This window comes from Tepidibacter sp. Z1-5 (genome assembly GCF_037844525.1).
In the GTDB taxonomy this organism is placed as follows: Bacteria; Bacillota; Clostridia; order Peptostreptococcales; family Peptostreptococcaceae; genus Tepidibacter_A.
This window is the reverse complement of sequence record NZ_JBBMMD010000016.1, coordinates 48,214-71,466: the sequence shown is the minus strand read 5'-3', so window position 1 is coordinate 71,466 and position 23,253 is coordinate 48,214. Positions and strand designations below refer to the sequence as shown.

The window sequence follows — 23,253 nt, the reverse complement described above, 5'->3', positions numbered from 1 at the left end:
TTCAAAATATCGTTGTATTCGCGGTATTTGTATAGATAGTTTTTAATAACCCACAGACCCTAAAAAAATAACCCAGATTTCGTTTGTACGAAATCTAGGTAACTAATATAACTTAGATTTTATCGTTTAATAATCCGTTGAAAAATTTATGTGTTTAAGCAACCGCTAATGATTTGAACGACTTATAAAGCACTCCCACTACACCTATAGATATCAATAACTCCGGCAATAAGTATGATGCATTATAAGTAATTGAATAAATCCAAGGATTCGTTCCCTTCGGTGCATAAGAAGCCCAAATTATAGCTCCAGACAACACATGAGATGTGAATCTCAAAAATACTCCAAGACAAGTTCCAAGAACTACACCTCTTAATGAATCTCTAAATAATCCTGCAAATCCCAACACTCCAAACGCCAATACATAATCAAGTAGTATAGACATTATATGAAAACTATACTTTGGACCTAATATAAATTGAAGTATTCCATACGTTATAGATACAAAAAGTCCTGGCGATACGCCCCATCTTATAGCATAAAGTATTATAGGAATCATACTTCCAGCAGTAACCGACCCACCAAAAGGTCCCTCATATATTTTTATATAACTAAGAATTTGTGCAAGTGCCAACATAACGCCTGCTTCTACTAACATTTTAGTAGTCATTTTTTTCATTTGTATTTCCCCCTTTTTTCAATTAATAAAAAAATGCTACGCACATAGCGTAGCATTGATTAATTCAATATAATTCCTACGCTGGCATTATCCAGATCAGGTATTAGGGTCGAAACATTTATACGGTTTCCTCTCAGCCAGACTTTTCCAGCTCCCCTTTTCCTATTATTAATTGTCTTTACACCCTATTATATATTTTTTGAAAACGTATGTCCATACTCTTCCAAAATTTTCATATTATTTTGTATATACTATTGCACAGTAAACAAATGTTCGGTATAATATTTTCAGAACATATGTTTGGTTAATTTAGGGGGGATACCATTGAATACATATGAAGAAATTAACGAATTAGTTAAAATGTCTCAAAAAGGGGATAAAGACTCACTTGAAAAACTACTAGATATATTAAAGCCACTTCTAATATCCAAGTGTAAGCATTACTTCGGATATATAAGCGAAGACCTATATCAAAATGGAGTTATAAAATCAATAGAGCTTATAAATAACTTTGACTTTACAAAGAACACAAAGTTTTTAGGATATATGAAATTTATGATAAGTTGCTTTTACTGGGATCAAAAAAAAGATGAGCTTAATTCAAAAGAAGTTAGTGTAGACTTTGATGATAATCAAAGTAAAGATGTTTATGTTGAAGACTTCTCTAATATCGAAACTCTAGAAGCTTTATCTGTTTTAAATGCTACAGAAGTAAAGGTTATAGAAAAGAATTTGATACAAGGACATACCCTATCCGAAATAGCAAAACAAATGGACATATCATGTAGCTGGGTAAAACAAGTTAAATCTAAAGCAATTAAAAAGCTAGTTAAATACTACACTTTAAACTACTCAATATAAAAATCTAGCCCAGATAGTCATAATTACTATCTGGGCTAGATATATATTTCTTAACTGATAAAATTTAGTAACTAATTAATACTTATAATTCATAGTATTATATGAAACCCAACCTACATAATATTCTCCCATATCATCATAGCATTCAACCTTACACCAAAATCTTTCAGCATTCTCAACTTTTGTTTCCATAACATAGCACTCTGTTCCCTCTGGAATTGTTGTTATAACATCTGCACCAATCTTTGGAGCAACCCTTAGATTTGCATTCTTAGCAATAATTGTTTGATATGTTCCATCTACATCATATGCTTTACCTTCAGTCTCATTTAACTTGTTTTCTTCTTGAGCCATTTTTTCAGCTTCTTTTATTTGCATTTCTTCATTTTTCTTAGCTTCTTTTATTGAAAACTTTAGTTCGTCTTTTAGATTTTTTGCTTCTGTACTGGTTGGAACTGCTTTTATATAATCATTCAATCTATCTATAGCATCTTTTTCATTCCCTAATTCAAATTCATCCCTAATTTCCTGAAATATATTTTCTTCGATGCTGCTTAATGTCTTTGAAGTTTCTCCATATCTTTTTTTATCATTTTTTGATATCCTAGAAAAGAATTTTATTGATTCCTGATATTCACCTGCGTCAAAGAGTTCCATAGCCTTTTTATGATTTTCCTTAGATTCCATTAGTTCTATTGCTAAGTCTCTTTTATCTGCAATAGCCTTATCATATTTCTTACTAAGCATCCCTTCATATATAGTAATTCCATCTTTATACTTTTCCATAGAAACTAAAGAATTTGCCTGTTGTAATGTTTTTGTTCTTTTAAGTGTATTACATCCATAAACCCCAAGCGTTCCTGCAACAACTAGAAAAGCAAGAGATATGGCTAAAATAAGAATTTTTTTCTTTTTTTGCATATATTGCAACCCCCTTTTATGTCCAACAATGATTAGACTTTTATTTTTATACAACTAAACTTATAAAATCACAATAAATTCCTTCCATAAGTGATTTATTCTACACATTTTTTAAAATTCCTCCCTAAATTTTCTTTTTTTTACAATATATGATTTTTATTGTAAATTTTTAAAAGAATATCGTTTCATTTAGACATAAAAAATTGCACTACAAAAAATTAAATATCCATTAAAAAAGTCCATTGTATTACCAACCTTTCTTAACGGATATCCAATAAGATATAATGTTTATTTTTATTAAACATCATAAAGTATATTATATATAGCATGTCTAGGTAAGTTATGAGTTACATCTCCTACAGTGAATGATATAATCGGAGATACTTCCGATTCAAACCACTGTAGGATTTGTTGTATCTGTAGCTGCGTTAGTTCCTCTCTTGGTACTATCAAAGAATTTCCATCAATAAAATTTATCTTTATTGACATAGATACCTTTCCTTTCTGCATAATATTTTGATTCAATATATATTATTTAGATATATACTGAATTGTTCCCATAATAAATCGTATTAATTCTCCCTTCTTATATTTTACCACAATAGCATTTATTTCCAATACCTAAAGCAACACTTACAATCATAATAATGTTTATATATTCATTCAAAAATATAACTAACATAAATATATTAATCAAAAAGCATAACAATCTAAAGTCTATACACATACTTACAACGTAGCAATGCCAAAGTTTACACACCTATGAAAATATAAAAACAGTACAAACTACTGTGTATAACTTATAGACTAAAACAAAAACATTTGATAAATCTAATATTAAGACAAGCTTATGTTGATAATCTAAATAATGATACACAATAATGTTGATATCCTGTTTATATCTAAATTTTTGAGACAAATCTTGTTTATTGTTTTATTTGCAAAGATCAAAAGGTACCCATATTATTTGAAAATAACATGGGTACCTTTTGATTTACTCTTATACACTATCTCTAAACTAGTCTATAATAATCCTTTTTTATACTCTATTTTCATTTTTATATACTCCCCTAAATACTGGATTCGTCACTATCTTCATATCAAGTTCTTCCTTAGCTGTGTGAAAAATAAACATATCACCTTTGCATCTTACTAATAAGTTGCTAGCTTCTTTAGGATCATCTATAATTCTAACTAAAGCAACATCGTCAATAATTTTTTTATTATTTTCTATATGAGAATTCAAAGATTCCAATAGCACAAATTTATCAGGATAAGATTTTCTTATTTCATTCCATTTCATATTATCATTTCTACCAATACCCAGAGCAACACTCACAATCATAACAACCAACTTTAGCTTGCAATCCTTATTAACACACTTTTTTACGTTATATACTCTCTTCAATTAAAGTTTTCAAATAAGCATTAAAATGTATTATTGGATCAGAGAACTGTCTTAACTTAGATGCAAGCAAGTCTAGTATATGTGATATCTTTTTATAACTATATCTATAAAGATTATTTAATATAACATCTATATTATTCTCAACATCAACCTCTTTCTTACTTACAGCATATTTATTTAACTCCTCTATATATAAAGATTCCTTTCTATCTAAAAGAAGTCTATCTATATCCTTAGAATATATAAGATTTATTATAGACTCTCCCTTTTCACTATGCTCATGATTCTCTTTAAAATCATCAGTCATATCTTCTAATATGAATTTATGTAAAAGATATTCTTCTTTATAATTTGCCCTGCATACCATTTGATTATGAAAAAAAGAAAAATCAAAAAAAGAACTAATACTATCAAGAGTATTATGGACATAAGAAAAACAAATGCCAAACAAATCAACCATCTTATTTATATTAACCGTAAAATACTTTATCTTATTTAGCTTTCTAATCTGGCCAATCAAATAAAGAGATATTCTTTTTTCTAACTTACTAAGCTTTTTAAATTCCATACTAAAACAAAACATAGGAATCACTATAATTCCCTTAGAACCTTTCTTAAAACCTGATCTATATCCTTTTATCTCTATATCTCCTTCTTCATTTATAAATAAAATATCATTCTCTATAAATCTATTCATAGCTCTGTAAGCAGTAGCTCTAGAAGATGTATAGATATCTATCTTATTTATAACAGAGTTCATGCTCTTTTCTTTTATAACCCCGTTACTATCACATATTCTGCATAAGTTAATAAAATAATCTATCTGCTTAGATGTGAATCTTCCATTTATTAGATTTCTTAAAGTATCATAAGGAACAAGTGGCAAATTTCTCATAACAAAACCTCCATATATAAATCTCATATTTATATATGGAGGCTGAATGCATAAATGGACATGCTTATTCAAAAAAGTCATCTTTCATAGTCTCTACTAATTTTTTTAACTGCGGTATATAATCATTTAGAATACTTTCACTTATTTCTATACCTGTTTTTTCACTATAGATATGAGAAGTTAAATTTCTACTTCTTAACATATTAAGCCATACCATTTCCTCATTTATTAACCTTTCGGTATAGGCAGCTTTTAACACAGATTTTGGTGAATTTATATTGTTTATACCTTGATCTTCTAGATATACTTTTAGAAACTTCCATGTCAACTCAAATGTAAACTCAAACCTTATCCATCAACTCCTAAAAAGTTTGTTCTGATAATAATATAAATTCTCACAAACTTTATCTAATATATATTTTGAATTGATTAAAAATAAAAAACTGCCACTTTAGGTTTCTTAACCATCAATAAGTTTTTGAGAAAAATCAACAATTTCTTCTCCTGTAGCTGTAGTCTCTTCTATAGAAGCAGATATAGTTTCTATAGACTGATTCATATTATTCATTTGATAAACTAAGTTGTTAGATATATCTAGTATCTTCTCTACTAACTCTATAATTACACTTTCATCTTTTTTAGTAGAAACAGCTACAATTTTAGATTGTTCTGCTAATTTTTTCACTTCATCTGCAACCACAGCAAATCCTTTCCCATTATCTCCTGCTCTAGCAGCTTCAATAGAAGCATTCAAAGAAAGAAGATTTGTCTGATTAGCTATATTTACAATTTCTTCAGATGCATTAGAAAAATTTATAAGTCTTGTTTTAATTTCATCTACACTACTTTTCAACGAAGTAGATATATTTATTATCTCATCTAGTTCTCCACAAATGCTTTGAATAGCATTAGAGCTGTCCTCATTACCAGCAGATATATAATTTATAGATTTATTAAGATCTATCATATAGTTTTTTAAACTTTGTGCCTGCTTTTCTCTTTCCTCACCTAATGCAGATATTCGTTCCATAGATTCTTCTATTTTAATATTCTGTTCTTCTAGATGCTTATTTTCAATATCAATTTTCTCTTTAATATAATGCATGCAGTTTTCTTTTATATTTATTTTATTATGTATAGATTTTGCCATTTCTTTACATGTATTATATCCACAGGCAGAACAATTAAATTGTCTGTCCATATCATTATGCTTTAACATCTCATTAAATATTTCATTATATTCATATTGAGTAGGCTCTTTAATAGTTTCAATATGTTCAGGAGAATATTTTCTTATAAAGTCTTTTAGATCTAAATTCTTATCAAAATAAGAATCTAATTCCTTTATCTTTTTCTTAAACATTCTAATTTTTTCATTTGATTTTTCTTCTTTAAGAATTAAAAATTTACGTTCTATATCATAATAATTAAGATTAGGAACAACAGCAGTTCCTACATTACATCCATGTGTACAATTTAGAATATCTATAATATTAGGGATCTCACTACCACTTTTAGCACGCTCACAATAAAAGTCTAGATATGGCTGAATTTCAGATTGACCTTCTATTTGTCTTATCCATAAGTCTTTTCTTCTAGCTTCTACATTTGATTTTAAACCACCAGGCATACTATATATACAACCTAAACTACACTCTATATTCTCAAATTCAACATCATCATATTTACTAATATTTATATTATTTTTCTTTAAATATTCATCAATCTTATTATAAGTAACATTATATTGTATAAGATTATCTGTATTTGAATCTTTAATTTCTGTAATCTTAGCTATACAAGGTGAAAGAAAAGCTATATTATCATTAATTTTTTTATATTTTTTCAAATAAACAGCTGTACATATCATAGGACTATGTATAGGAGCAAGATTCTCTATAAGTTCATGTTTAAACTTTTCTATATATCTAACTATTACAGGGCATGGTTGTGAAATTACAGATTTAATGTTATTTTCCTTTATATACTTTAAATAAGCCCAAGTAGTAATATCAGCACCAAAGGATACATCATAAACAACATTCGCACCTAATGATTTTAAATAACCAAATAACTTTTTATATTCAGGAAAGCTAATTATTATAGATGGAGCAGCTATTATACTTATTGTTTTTTTATTTTTTAAGTCTTCAAAAAACCTTTCTGTATCATCATAAAAATATCTAGCATTATGTTCACAAACATTTATACATCTGCCGCAGCTTATACATATTTCATCATTTATTATTACTTTATTATTTCCGTTATTATCTAAAAGTGAAATATTAGCTCCAAATATAGGACATTCTCTTATACATTTGTTACAGCCTGTACATTTTTCTTCTAAAGTTTTAATGGGGGTTTTATTGAACATATAATCTTCCTTTCTATTTAAGGTTATTTGTAAAGATATATATATATATTATACACTTATCCCTCACTAATTTAATATAAAAAAATAGCCATTTTATTAAAAATAAACATGGCTATCTTTTTATATGCTCTCTTCAATCTCGGAATGGACAGGCTTATTTATATCTTTTATCTAAAGCTCCATCTATACTTGAAGTATAATCATCATTATTAAGTGCTCTTATAAGTTCAGCTTCTATATGAGCTACTTTTTTCTCATCTTCAGTCTTTGCATTTTCATATATTTCTTTTTGCTCTTTTATTTTAGATATATAACCTTCATCACTAAGATTAATCTTATCTTTTACATTGATAGAAACTGCGTTAGTATATTTTTTATCTTCTGTTTTAGGAACCCCTATCATTCCTTCATTAACAAATCTTTTAACAACTTCTCTTTCTTTAGAATTCTTATCTAAACCTATTATTTCCCAATTATTATTTAATTTAGGCTCTATAACACCATTTTTAACTTCCTTGATATACTTTATAGCAAGATTTCTTATAGTTCCTTCTTTTTCTCCAAAAGCAGTTTTTGAATCCCAAAGAATAGGGAAGCTTCTTCCTTGTAACGGTCCGCCTTCTCTTATTAAGCTAGCCATTCTATAAGAGTTCATACCTAACTTTAATTTAGTATCACTTTCTATCTTAGTTCCATTTCCTAATTTCAAATCTACTATTCTATTTCCCTTTTCCTTAGTTAAATCTATCTTATATGTAATTCCACCAAATATATCATTAGTACTATACTTTGAAGCTCTTCTCTTTGGGTTAAAACTAACTGTAACGTCACCGTCTTTTAAAGTATTAAAATAATCTGCTGACCATTCCATATAATCCTTTAAATCCTTACCTGTAACTTCATATATAGTCACTTCTCCACCAGTATACTGATAATTATAAGCTATATCCTTTTTCTTAATATCTCCCATATCAAGCTTAGCCTTATCATTATCTATACTTATTGCTACAGCATCAGCCTTACTATAATAAAGCTCAACCTCATGAAAGAAATTCACAAGTGGTGTAGGCTCAACTTGTACAGTTGGGATACCTTTTATCTCATCCTTCTCAACCATATTCATTCCTTTTAACTGACCTATAACCTCATTAGCATTTTTTCTAAGTATATCATGGAAATATTCGAATTTTTTCTCCAAATCCTTATTAGAAGGATAATTCTTAATATCTACAGTTTCAGCTTTTTTGTCTACTAATTTAACTCCATCATTAGATTTTTCAAAAGTTAAATCAACCTTAGATATATCCATACCATACTTATATGGCTCTGTAATTAAAACTCCATTTACAGTATTACTACTTACATTCTTATGCATATGACCTGCTATTATAACATCTAGTTCTGGACAAGCATTAGCTATATCAGTAACACCTGTTCCTGATATATTATTTTCGTTATCTTCTCCCATATGCATAACTCCAACCAAAACATCAACTTTTCCTTTAAGCTCATCTATTATCTTTTTAGTTTCATCTATAGGCTGCTTAACAACTAAACCTTTTAAATGATCACTATCATCTTCAAACTCAACTATCATAGGAGTAGTCATACCTATAATACCCACTTTTATTCCATCTTTTTCGATTATCTTATACCCTGGTAAATATCTTGAACCATCTTCCTTATAAACATTTCCTGCAAGAGCAGTCCCGTTGAACTTAGATGTTGTTTTATCTAAAATTTCAGTTCCAAAATTAAACTCATGATTTCCCATTGTCCAAGTATCATAACCCATCTCATTCATACCTATAACCATAGGATTCTCATCATAGCTATTAAATGTTTCTACAAAGTTATCCTGAATAGCATCTCCACAATCAACTAATATAGTGTTAGGATTTTCTTTTTTCAATTCCTGAACAGAACTATATATTTGAGTTAAACTTCCAGACTTATTCTCTGTATCAGAAGCATAATCCCAAGGCATAAATCTACCATGAACATCAGAAGTACCTAATATAGTTATGCTAACGTTTTCATTCTCATTAGCATTAGATACTCCATAAAAAGGCGTCATAGTAGCTATAAATACAAAACTTAAAATCAAACTTGTTAACTTTTTAAAAGTTCTTTTATTCATTGCAAATCCTCCCTGTTAAAATTTATATTTCATACAGTATAATAACATATTGACTAAAAATTGTATATAATTTAGATTTTATGTTATTTTTTTGAACTATCTATGCATACACTAATCGTGTATTTAAGAACTATGGAGTACACTAAAAAAAATGAAGCTTATTAAAATGTTATCTAATGATTTAAATGTTTTTGTATAGAACTTGAATTACATCATTTGAAGAACTTTCAGGATATTCAATAAGATGTAATGCTTAGTTCTAAAAAAACATTTAACACATTAGCGGTATTTTAATAAGCTTCATTTTGGCTTAAACACGACTTTAAAAGTAGTATCTAATTGAAATATATTATATTTTCTCTATAATCTCTTTGTAAATCCCTCTCAAGAAACTCCAAAAATCTAACAATCATAGCAGATGCTTCAGCTCTTGACATAACCTTATTAGGATTTACTTTATTAGCTTTATCTCCTTGAACAAGTCCCATTTCTCTTGCCATGTATATACTATCTTTTGACCAATATGGAATTTGTCTATCATCTGAGAAATTAGTATAATATCCTGGAGCTGGAGCTTTATTTTCAAATCCTAAAGCTCTTACAAGTATAGTAATTGCTTGAGCTCTTGTCAATTTGTTATCTGGCTTGAACATATTATTCTCACCATGTATTATTCCTTTATCATATCCGCTCTTTACATATTTATAATCATCGTCTTCAGTATCTAAATCCTTAAATATACTTTCTTCAGGAGGCGCCTTTCTAGATCTCTTCTTAGGCGCTTCTATATAAGTTCTTATATCACAAGACTTTATTATAGCCTTTGTAAATTCCATTCTATTCATAGGTATATCTGGAGAGAAAAACTCTCCATTTTCATCAAACACATCAAGAGAATATAATTTCTCTATGTAATCTTGAGCCCAATGTCCTCCTAAATCTCTAAACTTAGGAACAATAAGTCTTTCAATTTTAGGAACCATTTTCTTCGAAAGATGTTCTGCTCCTTTTTCCCTTTTATCTTTTTCAACTTTTCCATCCTTTATCTTAGGAAGATTATATTCATATGAAGATACCATTTCTTCATTTGTAATTCTCATATGTCCTCCATTAAAACTTGAAAAGTTAGCTTCATTCTCTGAATATTTAAGTGTCTTTGTAGTACTATCTGAAACAGAAGCTCTAACTGTTCCTTCCCATGAATTAACTTCATCCTTTGAATCGTCTGATTCTTTTTTCTTAGACTTTATTATATAATCTAAAATTTGAGTTTCACTATTTCCCCAAAAGTTTTTATATCCAACATCTGCTCCTGTAATATCTACTACAACTTCTCCTTGATCTTTATTGATTTTATAATATTTTCTTCCTTTTATATTCCCACTATAAAAATCCGAAGCTGGTCTATTGTCTATTACATCCGACTTAGAAAATTGAAAATCTTCAAGTTCATATTTATCTTTTCCTATTTGCAACTTTTCGCTATACTTTGAAATAGAAGTTTGACCTATAGTTTGTCCTTTATCATCTCTTTTATCTAGCATTGTTTCAAAACCTATTTTTCTATCAAGTTTAGCATTTAAATCTTTATTTTCAAGTTTAAAACTATAACTTACAGTTTTTTCTCCTTCTTTTTCTCTTTCTGATACTTTAACTTCTCCTTTTAACTTAACAGGCTCTCCTGTTATAAATACAACTTCTTCATATTCATATTCATTATTTACTCCTCCTGAAAATTCAGGGGGAGTAGCCCATATTACACTTGGTCCCACAATGAAGCTGACTATAAGCATTAATGTCAAAATCCTTTTCATTTTTTCTCCCCTCCAGTTATAGTTAATTTATTTAACTATAATTACTTTTCCATATATATCATCTCTTACTATATATAATCTGTCTCCTACTTTTATATCTTCTGATTTTATTGTTTTTCCATTTTTAATTAACAACGCTTTATCTATACTAATATTTATAGACGTATTTTTGCTCATCCACTGTTCTTTTCTATCGCTCCAATCTTTAGCATCTTGTACTTTTAAAGTCCATCCAAGTTTCGAATCATTTTCAACCGATTCAACTAATCCATTAGTAGTTCTTTGTCTAAGTAGTGAGTCCATATTTTTTTGTACATATATAGCACTTATTCTATCTCCATCAGTATAAATATATCCATACCAGTCTCTAAGATTCTTTTTCTTTGCATAATCTGAATCTTCATCTACAGCATAATCTTGTGCTGCAAGTTCTTGTGGTTTAATTACTTTTTTATTTTCTAAGTCATATATATAAGTGTCTTCATCGTAGTATAGATCTTTTTTATCATTAAAAGACTCCCATTCATTTTTATCTAACACATAAAAATCATCTAATTTAATAGAATATGTATCTATTTCATCAAGTTGGCCTGAATATACATGATTTTGACCTGTATTTGAATTATTAATATCTTCGTTGTATACATATATAAGATCTGCCATTAAAGAATTATTTCTTCCATCTGCAATTATATAAGCATCCGATTTAGGATTTAAAGAATATTTGTCAACAAGTCTTCCATTTTTTATAATAATTGTTCCATCATTAAATCCTATATTTCTTTTATTTTTAAGTTCGAAATTTTCACTGTAAAAATTTATGTCTTCTATTTTATCTGAAAAAGTTGCTTCATATTGATTCTTTATAACTAGCTTTTCAATTTTTTCAATTTTATCATCTCCAAAAAAACCCTTAACTACCATATAAGCAGTCTTCCCTTTATAGTATTTTAAATTCTTATAAGGAACTACTTGTCCTCCAATATAAATTGGAACTTCATTATTGTAAGGAATAGTTTTCAAACCTTCCTTATTTTCCCACTTTCCATTTTTAAAATACTGAACATTTTCTAAAGTAATATTATCTTCAAGATTATTAGGTACTGCTATTTTACCTTTATACATATTTTTAATAAGTATAGAGTCACCTTCAATATATATTCTACTTATTATATCAGAGTTTGCTTCATCAAAATGAAGCTTTACTCTATCTCCTACATAAAGAGCATTTAAATCTACATTCTTTTCTTTTTTTATAGTAACAGTTGCAGGAGATGTAAAAAAGGTTTTTTCATCCCCTGTAGAAAATTTTAATGTAAGTTGATCTCTATCTATCTTCTTTACCGTTCCAACTCTTATTTTACTTCCTTCTTTTATGTATCCTGGATTTTGAGTTGAGTAACTTTCTATATAATTTATTTTTTTCCCCTGAAGTGTTGCATAAATTTCCATACCTGATTTAAAATCAACAAGCTTTGCGTCTCTATCATCGATTATATAAATTGCTTCATTTGTAAAAGGTAGAGTATGAAGGGTACCATCGTACTCTTCAATTTGAATTACATCTCCTACCTTGTCTTTAATGTATCCTTCTATATATCCATCTCTATAAGGAGAATTCATATCTGCATATGCAAATGATGAAAAACAAAGTACTAATACTATTAATAAAGCCATTATTTTTCTCATAATCTACCTCCTTTTCCCAACAACAGAGTATCTTCCAAGTCTATCTACTTTAGAGTTAATAGAAGTAGAATAATCATCCATTCTTTGTTTTATATATATCCATTCATTATTGTAAGGATCATATCTTCTTAGTGATATGTTTCTCATTCTTCTTAAATCTGCTTTAGCTGAATCAAAATCAAGAGATATTTCTATTTTAGATTTTAAATAATCTATTTCAGTACTATCCTGACCAACAAAAGCATTTGCAGTTACTATATATTCACTTGATAAAGAACTTGAATCATTTTGATTATTTAAAGCCACCTTAAATTTAACTCCTGCGTCATCTTTATTTCTGTTTTCACTCATCTTGGAAACATTAAATGACGTTGGATTAAATTTAATATAAAAATCACTACCATAAATAATTACATCTTTTGCTAAATAACTTGAGACTACTTTAGCTGGCATACTTACAACTACTTCTTTACTTCCTGCAAGACTACCTTTAGTCAAATCTATTATTATATCTTTGTCATCATAATCCTTAGTTCCAATTACTATATTTGCAGTGTTTCCTGATTTTGTAGTACTTGTATTATCTGATAACTCTCCATCTTTATCCTCAGGTCCTACATTCCTTCCTGTTGTAACCTCATTACTCTTTTCAGAGCCTTTTGAAAGTCCGTATTCTCCAAGTGCCTTTACTATAAATCTATAACCTGTCTTTGGCTCTAAATCTCTATATACAAATGAAGTTAAGTCTGTAGTTCCTATAAGATACGGTGCTTTGTCATCTTCTATTACATATACTTCATAAGAAGTTGCACCATCTACTTTATTCCAAGTTATTTTTATATATTTCTCATATAAAATATCAGCATATACATTTGTTGGAGCATCTACTTTAGAAATAACATAAACTATATCGAATATATTACTTGCTGCTTTATCTGGATTTATTATAATAACTCCTTTACTTCCTAACTTTCCTTGTGGAGTTTTAACTGTCATGTTTTGAGAGTCTATAAATTTAACTTCTGATCCTTCTATTCCTTCTTTTAGAATGTATTTTTTACCATCAATAGTTATTATTTCCCCTGAAGTATTATCACCACTAACTTCTTCAAGTACTGGTGCAAATATAACTCTAGCTCCATTCATAAAGTCAGAACCCTTGATTTTTATTTCTTGTTCTCCATCTATATATATTTCAGATATACTTTTATTGCTTGTAGGATCAACTACTCCTGTTATTTTTGGATTACTTGAATAAGTAAATTCAACAGTATTAGAAAGTTCTCCATCTGGATTTTCTACTTTTACTTCTATCGTTCCTGGTGCATGAGGTGGTATTTTTTCAATTATTATTGTTGTATGGTCTATATACTTTACATCTTCAACTGGCTCATCTCCGAAATAAACGATAAGTTTTTTATCTTCAAATCCATCCATTTTATCTCTAAAATCTGAACCATGTATAGTAACTGTTGTTCCTCCTTTAGAAGTCCCTGTATCTGGAGTTATTTTATCAATTTGAGGAGACGTCTCTCCTTTTGTAAATACAATGTATATAGGAGGCTCTAAATCATCTGAACGTGCCATTCCTCCATCTTCATTTTGAACAACTACTGGATATTTTTGACCAACTACACTTTCATCCATAGCAGGCATTTTAAAAGTAAGCTCATTAGGAAGATTTGATGTTATTTCACTATAAGGAATATTTTTTATACTTCCTATAGAGATTGTTGCATTTTCTCTAAAATCAGTTCCTTTGATATTTATTGTACTTCCACCTTTATAATTTACATGAACTAATTTTATTGGTTTATTATTTTCATCAGTAGTTTCTTCAGGGTTTTGTCCATCCCTAGTTACTGCTATAATTGTAGGTTTACTATCAGGGTTTTTATATTCGAACTGTGCTTTTGCCTCTGATCCATCAGGATTAACTGCAATTAAATCTACAACTCCTATAGTATTATAATTTGGAGTCTTAACTTTAAGACTTTTCTTTGGATTTTCCTTATCAGGAATAACCTCTGGAGCATATCCTGCTTCTAAAAGAAACCTATTTATCTTTTGTTCATCTATATATACTCCTACCTTAATTAATTCTTGTTTTGTATATTTCCCTTTTTCATTTTCAAAATTTAATGTATCAATATACTTTATAGAACCATCGTAATTGTTTTCTGTATAAGTATATACACTTTCTCCTTCTTCTATATAAAGAACTAGTTGTTTACTTTGTGTATTATATTCTGCTCTATATGTTCTAAGAGGCTCTTCTAACATTACTCTTACTGTACTTCCTGGTGTTATTACTCCAGCATTTATATCATCTGTAGCCAAATGTCTATTAGTAATATTTCCGAACCTAACCTTAACTTTAGGATCAAATCCATCTCCTATTATTTCAATAATGTCTCCACCTTTTTTATTTCCTATATCAGGATAAACTTTCGAGATAGATATATTTGTCTTTTCATAGGTATACTTTATAGTATTAGAAATGCCTGTATCATTATTAACTATGTATACATCTACACTTCCTTCACCTTCAGGAACTATTACTTGTATTTCATCAGATGCAAAACCTATAATCTCAGCTTGTTTAGTTCCAAAATACACCTTTGGAAGAAGTGGAGAATCTATATATGTACGAGTTTCATCGTATTTAGACTTCTTTCTTTCTCCTCCTACTATTTTTTCTTCTATATCATATCTTCCATTTTTAAGACTATCATTTACAGTTCCATCTTGTAGGATTCCATCTAAATAGAATTTTTCATAATAGTCTCCTTTTACAATATCTATTGTCTCTTTTTCATCAGCTTCTTTTTCTCCATTACCATTTTCATCACTATATGGTTCAAAATCTCTAAAATCTTTCCCTTTTATATTTACTGCATTTCCAGGTATAGGGATAATAGATTCAATTTCCGGATTACTTTGAGGTCTTACATATGTATATCCAGTCACTCTGTTTCCATCAATAACAATAGGGTCGTTTATTGTTATATTAAAGCTTCCTCCATCAGGATTTACTAACACGATAGGTTCTATTTCCCAATCTTCTTTTATTTGTTTATTATATTTAGGAACTTTAATAGTTAATTCTTTTCCATCTGCAGAAACGTATACATCTTCAGCTGGAACTTCTTGATTTCCTATAAATACACGTGTTTTTTTTGTAATATAATCTACAAACCTTGTATTTGTATCTAAGTCATCTGGTCCTGTAAAAGTTACTATACTTCCTCCATCTACAGATCCTGATACCGGATCAAATTTTGTTACTACTGGTTTAGTACGTGAAGAAGCAAAATATTTAAAAGCATCTTTTTTTTCTACACTTTTTGTATCTGGATTTACTATTTTAACATCGCAAACTTTATTAGCAGTTCCAAGAAAAGGAACATTAAAAATAAGCTTAGAAGAATCTATAAAAAACACTCTATTTCCTACAATTGTATCAAATCCATCTTCATCTTGATCTACTTCATATGGAGTATATGCTTTTAACTCTATATCAGTATCAAATTTTAGTATACCTTTTTCGTCCTGTATAACAGAGTATTCAACACCTTCTTTTTTAGCGATGATATCACCATTTTTAAACATTATTAAATACTCAGTACCTAAACCATCTTCTATTTTAATTTGTTTATTTTGTTCTCTTATAGCATAGAATTTTTTATTTGTTTCATCTAATAAAATAGTACTTCTAAAGTCTTTACCTACAGTAATAGGTTCATCTTCATCTGAAGTTTCTTTTACTATTATATTTTCTCTTATATTCTTAAATTTATCTTGTGTGAAAGGTTCTAATTTAATAGCTCCATCATCTCTATTATATTTATTTATATCTTTAGCTATATCTTCATCCATAAATATCCTAGTCCCCATTAATCTATAGATCATGGTTTCATCTAAGTTTTTATAATCAGATGCATCTACTGTTGGATCTTTATCCTTAAAGTTTTCCCCAGTTGCAGTAACTGTAGTATTAGTAGTTCCCATATCTGGATTTAAACTATCAAATTTGGGTTGAGAATAAGTTTTTATATACCATAAAGGGTAACTAGCTAATGCATCATTTGGATTTACAACTACAATTTGAGTTTCTCCTTCTCTTCCATTAGGAGCATTAAATGTTATTTTTTGATTATCTCCACTAACTTTTACTCCTGTTACTTCTTTTCCATCAATGAATACTTTTAATCCATCATGAAAATTATTACCTATAACTGTGACTAAATCATTACTATCTACTGCAATTTGTCTTGGACTAATATCACTAATAGTTGGAAAATCATTTATCCCTATTTCTTTAAAATCTACAATTTGATCAAAATGTATGTATGGATCAAACTTATCATCTTGATTTCTCCAAGGATTTGAAATGCTTACAGGCTGTTTTCCAATGTGTTCTATATCTGATATTTTGCTTGTTTTTAATACTATTTTTATTCTATTTCCTATTTCATTGTTTTTTGTTCCATCTACATCAGTTTCTCCATTAAGTATTTCAAAAGAATTAACGATTGAATTATCTGTATCATTAAGATCATTAAGATCGATTTCTATATCTCCTATTTTAACTTTAGGATATACTATTTTATTATCAGAATTTCTAGTAACCAAAAACTTGTCTCCAAAAATATTTACTTCCATTAACTTAGGATTTCTTTGAGTAAAATTAGGAGAAATATGATAGTTATCATCTGATTCATTTTTTTCAATAGGTATAACACTTGGAATCATTTCTTTAACTTGTGGCATATCTGTATTAGGGATAAAAGTGAAATAATCATCACTATATATTTCCTTATGCATTTCTAATACTTTTTCAGCTTTCTCTCCATCTATCATTTTTATTTTAGTGTCTATGGCAATTTTAATTTTAAATTTATTATTATCGGGATCAACATTTACCTCAGGTGTCTTAACAACAAAGTTTTCTACAATTGGAATAGTATCACCTGGTTTTTTATTATTTTTATCAGCTATAAATGCTGTTTGTCCCCCAATATATACACGAATTTCTCTTGTCACATTTGCATTACCTACATATTGTCCACTAGAAAATGCATGGGTTCCATAATCTACAACAAGCGCTCCATTTGTATTTTCTGTTGGTGGAGTATAGACCTCATACTTTACAACTTTTTCATCCCAAGTATATCCTTGTAACTTTAAGTTTGTAATATAAGATCCTGTTATTGTTACTTCTTCATTTGTTTTCTCAGCGGCTTCCTTTGGAGTAAAATGAGTTATTTCAGGTGTTTCTTTTGCTTCTATATAAGTAAATTCTTCATTCTTTAGTACATATCTACTTTTAATGCCTTCACTTAAAGAGTTTTTATTTGTTAATACAACCTTATAATTTCCTGGTCCTTCTGGTAACTTAGGAACTTTAATCTTTAATACACTATTACCCTTTTCATCTTTCCCGTAATTTGAGAAAATACCTTTATGTGCATTATCAAAATTACTTTTATTAGATACATCCTTTACAAAATATACATCATGCTCTTGAAGTGGGTTTCTGGTGAAAGAAATTTCATCATTAGGCTCACCACTAGCTGGAAACATAGATATTCCATCTAAAGCTATAACTCCAACTATTTCAACAGCATCCTTATAAACATTTGATATTTCTAAGTTATATTTGTCTCTAGGATCAAAATCAGCTCCAGTTACACCCATAGATAGGTCATTTGTTTTAATTGTAAGTACAATGTCTTGTAAAATTTGAGTTTGCGCAAAAGCTTCTCCATTTGGAATAATTTTTGCTTCATCATCATTTATAGGAGTTCCATCCAGATTGGTATCTGTAGTTATAGTCTGATCTTTTCCTCCTACTATTACATTAATATCTGTACTACCATTTACAAGTTTTCCAAGATTTTTACCATTTAGAACAATAGGTCCTTTTGCATCTACTTGTGAAGTTACTACACTTGATACTTCTAGATTTTTTGCACTTGACATATTTTTATATTCAAGTACATCCCCATCTTTTTTATCTATTACTCTAATAGAATCAATATCCCAGTTTAAATCTATTTCTGCTTGTATTATCCCTCCCATATCCGTTATATCTATAGGTTCATATTTACCTTTATTTGGAACAAATGCGTACGCCTCTTTATCTCCCTTCTCGATTTTTCCTAAATTTGAATCATTTATAACTATAATTTTTGATATTGGTTTAAATGCAGATGGGTTTTCAAATTCATATGTTATCCTTACTGTAGGAGTATCATCTGCTGCATATGATATTTCTTGCCATGGCATCATCCCAAATACCATCAAAAACACTACCATAAGAGAAGTTATTCTCCTAAAAAAACTTCTCTTAAATATATTTTTCTTCATCTTCTCCCTCCTTAATCTACAACTACGAATATTCCCTTATTTTTAGATTCTATATAAACATTTTTATCTACTTTATCTACACTAAAAGGTACAGTATACCAGTTTCTCATCTTCTCATCATATCTTAGAACGTTTATATTATCCCCCGAGCTTTTAAAAGGAATTTTTAGAATTACTTTATCAAAGCTGTAATTATCTCCTGTTACTTGTATAAAATCTGAAACTACATTAGCCCCTCTTAACTTACCTTTAATATTTTTAGTAACAAAAGGTTCAACTCGTCCAATATTTACAATTACATCTTCATGCTTATCATAAGTATCAGGATTTAAATTATAAATAACTATATCAGAATATTTTGACTGAGTAGATAATGTAGCTAATACTTCCGTTTTACTTCCTTCATACTTTATCTTTCTAACAAGAGTATCTTCTCCCATAAGCTCATCTAAATTAATATCTACATAACTCTTCTTTTTATATTTAGAACTTAGAATAATAGTATCTTCACTTACCTTAATATTTTCTCTTATCTCCCCCTCTTTCTCTTCACCTTTTACTCTATACTCTTCATTTGGAATATAATCTCCTTCTTTTACAACACTAAATACTCCATGTACAACTTCAAACTTATGATGTTCATCGCTATTTTTTACTATAATATCGTAAAGTCCAACATCTAATCTATCACTTCCATCAGGAAGATAAACATAAAGTACACCATTATCTTCATCATGTTCTTCTTTTTCTGCTTTTATTTCTTCTCCTGATGAATTTCTAAAATAAACCTCTAATCCTGCTTCATAAAACATACTTCCTTGTAAAACAATAGGTTTATCATCGTCATAATTTTCTGGAACACTCCCTACAACTACATTTGAAACAACAGGATTTTTATTTGTAGTAAAGTTAACTTCTTTTTTTTCATTTCCTAATTTCTTTCCACCATCTTCAGCCCCATTATATACAGCATCTTTATCAATAACCAACGTATATGTAGTTGCTGATGATAAAATTTCTTTAATAGGTATAGATATAGTTGTTTGACCAGATGAACGATCAAATTCAGGAATGTTTGATACATCTAATAAATTATTCTCTCTATTTCCATCTACATATAAAATAAATTTATTAGGATCATCTATATAAATAGACTCATCTATATCTTCAAATACAATTATAATGTAATATACTTTTACACCATCATCATTTTTTTTGTAATATATTCCACTACGATCATATTTATCTTCAGTTCCATTTTCATCTATACCTGTAGTCCCATTTTCAGGATATGTTCTTATAATAGTAGGTTTTTTCTTAGGTTTTATATCTATTTCTATTGAACCTGGATCACCATCTAAATCATCTATCTCACCATCATCATTAAAATCAAACCCAAATTCATATTTTCCTGGACCTGCATCATAAAACCAATCCTTAGCTATAGATGCATTTATCTCTACAGAAACTTTTGTTACATCTTCAAAAGTTATTTTAGCTTCAGATGATGTAAGTGTAATTTTTTTACCTGAAGATGTATTTTTAAATACTATTTTTGCTTTACTTATATCCTCATCGAAGTTATAACCTATAATATCAAAATTAACTTTCTTCTTATAAAAATCAATAAGATTAAATTGATTTGTTCCAGAAGACCCTACTACTTTATATACCCCTTTAGAATCATCTTTATCTCCTTCTACTACAAACTGAATTCTTAAGTCTTTAGACATTCTTGTATTTGATCTTGTAACAAAAACATTCTTTGGTATACTCAAATTATAATACTTTCCAGCATCTAATGTACCTTCTGGATATAAATAAATTTTTGTTTTCTTAACCCCATTTTCAAAATAATACTCTATATAATACTCTTTTATATCTTTATCTTCAATTGAAGAATCATTATCAGTATATCCTTCATAAAGCTTTATATCATCTAAATGGTTCGATAATCCTTTATTGTATACATCCACCATCACTTCATTATCTACATTTATAATAATCGGCTTTGTGTCACTATATCTAGGAACCCCAAATAATGTATAAGACTTATATGGAGCATTTTTATCTTCTTTTATTTCTTCAGCCTCTATATCTTCTATATCCCATTTAGGAGATATTATATTACTTGAAGGTTTTGTCCAAATATCCTGATCTATATCTGATCTTAATTTTTTATCATAATCATCTATTATAATCCTTTTATCATCCGGCTCATCCAACTCAATTCTATATTGATTAAAATTAAGAAGTTCATATTTAGGCTTTATTTTTATAATATTTCTGTTTTTTCCATTACTATCTTTTAAAATCTCAACACTTTCTATATGTATTTCTTCTTTTTCTCCACCCGTATTATTTTTTGAACTATCATATATAAATTTACTATCATAAAGCTTTCCTGTTGGATCATAGTCTCTTTCACTAGCTTTAGGTTTTTTATATAATTTAAAATAAGATAAAAGTTCACTACCTTTAGGATTACTATCTTTAAGAATCTCATCATCCCATTTTATATTTCTATTAAAATGTATATATATACTTCCATCCTTATCAAGTCTTGTAGCTTTTGAATTACTAGAATCATAAGGCTTAGTAATATCATCACTTTTACTTTCATTTGACGAATATCCCTCTACAGAAAGACCCGGATCAGGGGTTATCGTTCTTGATCCTGTTATAAAGTCTAAATTTATATCTTTATATAATTTACCTGCTAAATCGCCACAACCCGTTAATGGTAAAGTACCTTTTTTTAATGATACAGCACCTTTTTCTAATTTTAATCTATATACTGTATTTTTTCTAAGTGGATTACTTCCTTCTCTATGCTCACTATTAATATCTATTTTTAATGTTTTTCCATCTTGAGCAATAGATACATCTTTCTGCATATCTACTGCAAATTCATCTCCATCTGAACTTAAAGTTATTTTATTTTTATTTAAAGTATCAATAGGATACTTAAAAGTTAACTTTATAAGTGGATTAATTTCAACATCTTCTTGATTTTTTTCAGGATATGTATATTCTACAATATCATTTGTATAAAAGTTAAAAGTATGAGAATCATTAGATATATTCTCAGCATTTTTTAGATGTACAGTATTAGGATTTAATTTAACAGTATATTTTGCAAAGTCAATTAATTCATTAGATACTGTATTGTCAGCTTTTTTTCTAACAGCTTTTAAAATAAGTTTATTTCCATCTACATCTAAGTCAAAATTTTTGATATCATCCTTTATATAATTATCTCCAACAGGATTAGTAATAGGATCTGTAGATATAGTTATATACTTACTTTTATTGTTTTCTTCATCATCTAAAAGTTCTTGATTTAAAACAATATCATCTATAAAAGTAAATGTTATAGTTCCATTTTTATAATCTACATTTTCTGATGTATTTGAAGGTGATATTCCTTCAATTATATCGTTTGGATATGACCCATCTCCTTTTGTAACAAAACTAAATTTAATTGCTTTACTTTCTTTTCCATCACCATCTACATAAAATCCCTGTGGAATATAAATAGTATATAAAGAATGCTTTCTAAGCTCAACTGGATGCATACTTGTTTTATCAGGATTCGGATCTTTAAGAGATATTTTTAAGTTATTCGCTATTTTATCATCAAAATCAAACTTAAAATCATCTGCTTTTGATACTCCATTAACTAAAACATCAATAGAACTTAAATCTTTATTTTTAGTAAAAGAACCAGCATAATTTATGTTGATCCAAGAAGCAGTATAATCTACCCCCTTTTTCCCATCAGTTAAAGCTTCCTTGTCGGTTGTTACACTATTTATATGCATTGTAACAGTATTATCTTCTGCTCTTACATTCCCCAATGGAATCATTGAAAAAATTAAAATAAAAATCAAAAAGAAACTCAATCTTTTTTTAAAACGATTCATTTTTATCCCCCCCATTTCAAAATATACATTATGTCTTATATATCGTCAAAATATAAATATTTTTTATAACGAATAGGAAATTATGTCCCCCTCCAAATCATGGAACACGTATAATTTCCGTGGAAATTATTGTATCCACCATTATATTATATGTTTTTGTCAAAAAAGCCAAAT

General features: G+C 28.4%; 13 protein-coding genes and 1 riboswitch. Of the genes, 1 reads left to right on the top strand and 12 read right to left on the bottom strand.

The annotated features are described in order from the left end of the window. Nucleotides 1-154: 154 nt before the first annotated feature. A complete protein-coding gene (gene thiT, locus WJW32_RS04230) occupies nt 155-679 on the bottom strand; it encodes an energy-coupled thiamine transporter ThiT (RefSeq protein ID WP_340255465.1) in 525 nt (174 codons plus the stop codon). A gap of 56 nt (nt 680-735) precedes the next feature. Continuing rightward, a riboswitch (TPP riboswitch) is annotated at nt 736-847 on the bottom strand. Nucleotides 848-1,003: 156 nt separating this feature from the next. On the opposite strand from thiT, the gene WJW32_RS04225 reads away from it, so the two are divergent. Then, the gene (locus WJW32_RS04225) at nt 1,004-1,540 is read left to right on the top strand and encodes a sigma-70 family RNA polymerase sigma factor (protein WP_340255462.1); all 537 of its coding nucleotides are present in this window, start codon (nt 1,004-1,006) and stop codon (nt 1,538-1,540) included. 75 nt (nt 1,541-1,615) lie between these two features. Here the strand turns inward: WJW32_RS04225 and WJW32_RS04220 are convergent, their stop codons facing one another. From WJW32_RS04220 to WJW32_RS04170, 11 genes are all read right to left on the bottom strand, one after another. After that, complete coding sequence (locus WJW32_RS04220) at nt 1,616-2,461, bottom strand: SH3 domain-containing protein (protein ID WP_340255459.1); 846 nt, start codon at nt 2,459-2,461, stop codon at nt 1,616-1,618. A 297-nt stretch (nt 2,462-2,758) separates the two neighbouring features. Next, complete coding sequence (locus tag WJW32_RS04215; protein WP_340255456.1) at nt 2,759-2,950, bottom strand: hypothetical protein; 192 nt, start codon at nt 2,948-2,950, stop codon at nt 2,759-2,761. A 550-nt stretch (nt 2,951-3,500) separates the two neighbouring features. Beyond that, entirely contained in the window at nt 3,501-3,800 is a 300-nt protein-coding gene (locus WJW32_RS04210; RefSeq protein ID WP_340255453.1) for a hypothetical protein, read from the bottom strand. 52 nt (nt 3,801-3,852) lie between these two features. Beyond that, the gene (locus WJW32_RS04205; RefSeq protein ID WP_340255450.1) at nt 3,853-4,764 is read right to left on the bottom strand and encodes a hypothetical protein; all 912 of its coding nucleotides are present in this window, start codon (nt 4,762-4,764) and stop codon (nt 3,853-3,855) included. 64 nt (nt 4,765-4,828) lie between these two features. Beyond that, nucleotides 4,829-5,116 carry an HI0074 family nucleotidyltransferase substrate-binding subunit gene (locus WJW32_RS04200; protein ID WP_340255471.1) on the bottom strand — a complete coding sequence of 96 codons (288 nt, stop codon included), beginning with the start codon at nt 5,114-5,116 and terminating at the stop codon, nt 4,829-4,831. Nucleotides 5,117-5,224: 108 nt separating this feature from the next. Then, the gene (locus WJW32_RS04195) at nt 5,225-7,138 is read right to left on the bottom strand and encodes a [Fe-Fe] hydrogenase large subunit C-terminal domain-containing protein (RefSeq protein WP_340255447.1); all 1,914 of its coding nucleotides are present in this window, start codon (nt 7,136-7,138) and stop codon (nt 5,225-5,227) included. Nucleotides 7,139-7,292: 154 nt separating this feature from the next. Beyond that, on the bottom strand, nt 7,293-9,278 hold the full coding sequence (locus WJW32_RS04190; RefSeq protein ID WP_340255444.1) for a bifunctional metallophosphatase/5'-nucleotidase: 1,986 nt from the start codon (nt 9,276-9,278) through the stop codon (nt 7,293-7,295). 335 nt (nt 9,279-9,613) lie between these two features. Further along, nucleotides 9,614-11,092 carry an S-layer homology domain-containing protein gene (locus tag WJW32_RS04185; protein ID WP_340255441.1) on the bottom strand — a complete coding sequence of 493 codons (1,479 nt, stop codon included), beginning with the start codon at nt 11,090-11,092 and terminating at the stop codon, nt 9,614-9,616. Nucleotides 11,093-11,119: 27 nt separating this feature from the next. Further along, complete coding sequence (locus WJW32_RS04180) at nt 11,120-12,781, bottom strand: hypothetical protein (protein ID WP_340255438.1); 1,662 nt, start codon at nt 12,779-12,781, stop codon at nt 11,120-11,122. A 3-nt stretch (nt 12,782-12,784) separates the two neighbouring features. Next, nucleotides 12,785-19,153 (bottom strand): IPT/TIG domain-containing protein, encoded by a 6,369-nt coding sequence (locus WJW32_RS04175; RefSeq protein ID WP_340255435.1) that lies wholly within the window; start codon nt 19,151-19,153, stop codon nt 12,785-12,787. Nucleotides 19,154-19,164: 11 nt separating this feature from the next. Further along, complete coding sequence (locus tag WJW32_RS04170) at nt 19,165-23,079, bottom strand: Ig-like domain-containing protein (RefSeq protein WP_340255432.1); 3,915 nt, start codon at nt 23,077-23,079, stop codon at nt 19,165-19,167. Between the last annotated feature and the right edge of the window lie 174 nt (nt 23,080-23,253).

Bases quoted from the DNA above. Each gene is read 5' to 3' on its own strand.
- WJW32_RS04175 (WP_340255435.1), bottom strand. From the start codon at position 19,153: ATGAAGAAAAATATATTTAAGAGAAGTTTTTTTAGGAGAATAACTTCT.
- WJW32_RS04215 (WP_340255456.1), bottom strand. From the start codon at position 2,950: ATGTCAATAAAGATAAATTTTATTGATGGAAATTCTTTGATAGTACCA.
- WJW32_RS04205 (WP_340255450.1), bottom strand. From the start codon at position 4,764: ATGAGAAATTTGCCACTTGTTCCTTATGATACTTTAAGAAATCTAATA.
- WJW32_RS04185 (WP_340255441.1), bottom strand. From the start codon at position 11,092: ATGAAAAGGATTTTGACATTAATGCTTATAGTCAGCTTCATTGTGGGA.
- WJW32_RS04195 (WP_340255447.1), bottom strand. From the start codon at position 7,138: ATGTTCAATAAAACCCCCATTAAAACTTTAGAAGAAAAATGTACAGGC.
- WJW32_RS04220 (WP_340255459.1), bottom strand. From the start codon at position 2,461: ATGCAAAAAAAGAAAAAAATTCTTATTTTAGCCATATCTCTTGCTTTT.
- thiT (WP_340255465.1), bottom strand. From the start codon at position 679: ATGAAAAAAATGACTACTAAAATGTTAGTAGAAGCAGGCGTTATGTTG.
- WJW32_RS04180 (WP_340255438.1), bottom strand. From the start codon at position 12,781: ATGAGAAAAATAATGGCTTTATTAATAGTATTAGTACTTTGTTTTTCA.
- WJW32_RS04170 (WP_340255432.1), bottom strand. From the start codon at position 23,079: ATGAATCGTTTTAAAAAAAGATTGAGTTTCTTTTTGATTTTTATTTTA.
- WJW32_RS04190 (WP_340255444.1), bottom strand. From the start codon at position 9,278: ATGAATAAAAGAACTTTTAAAAAGTTAACAAGTTTGATTTTAAGTTTT.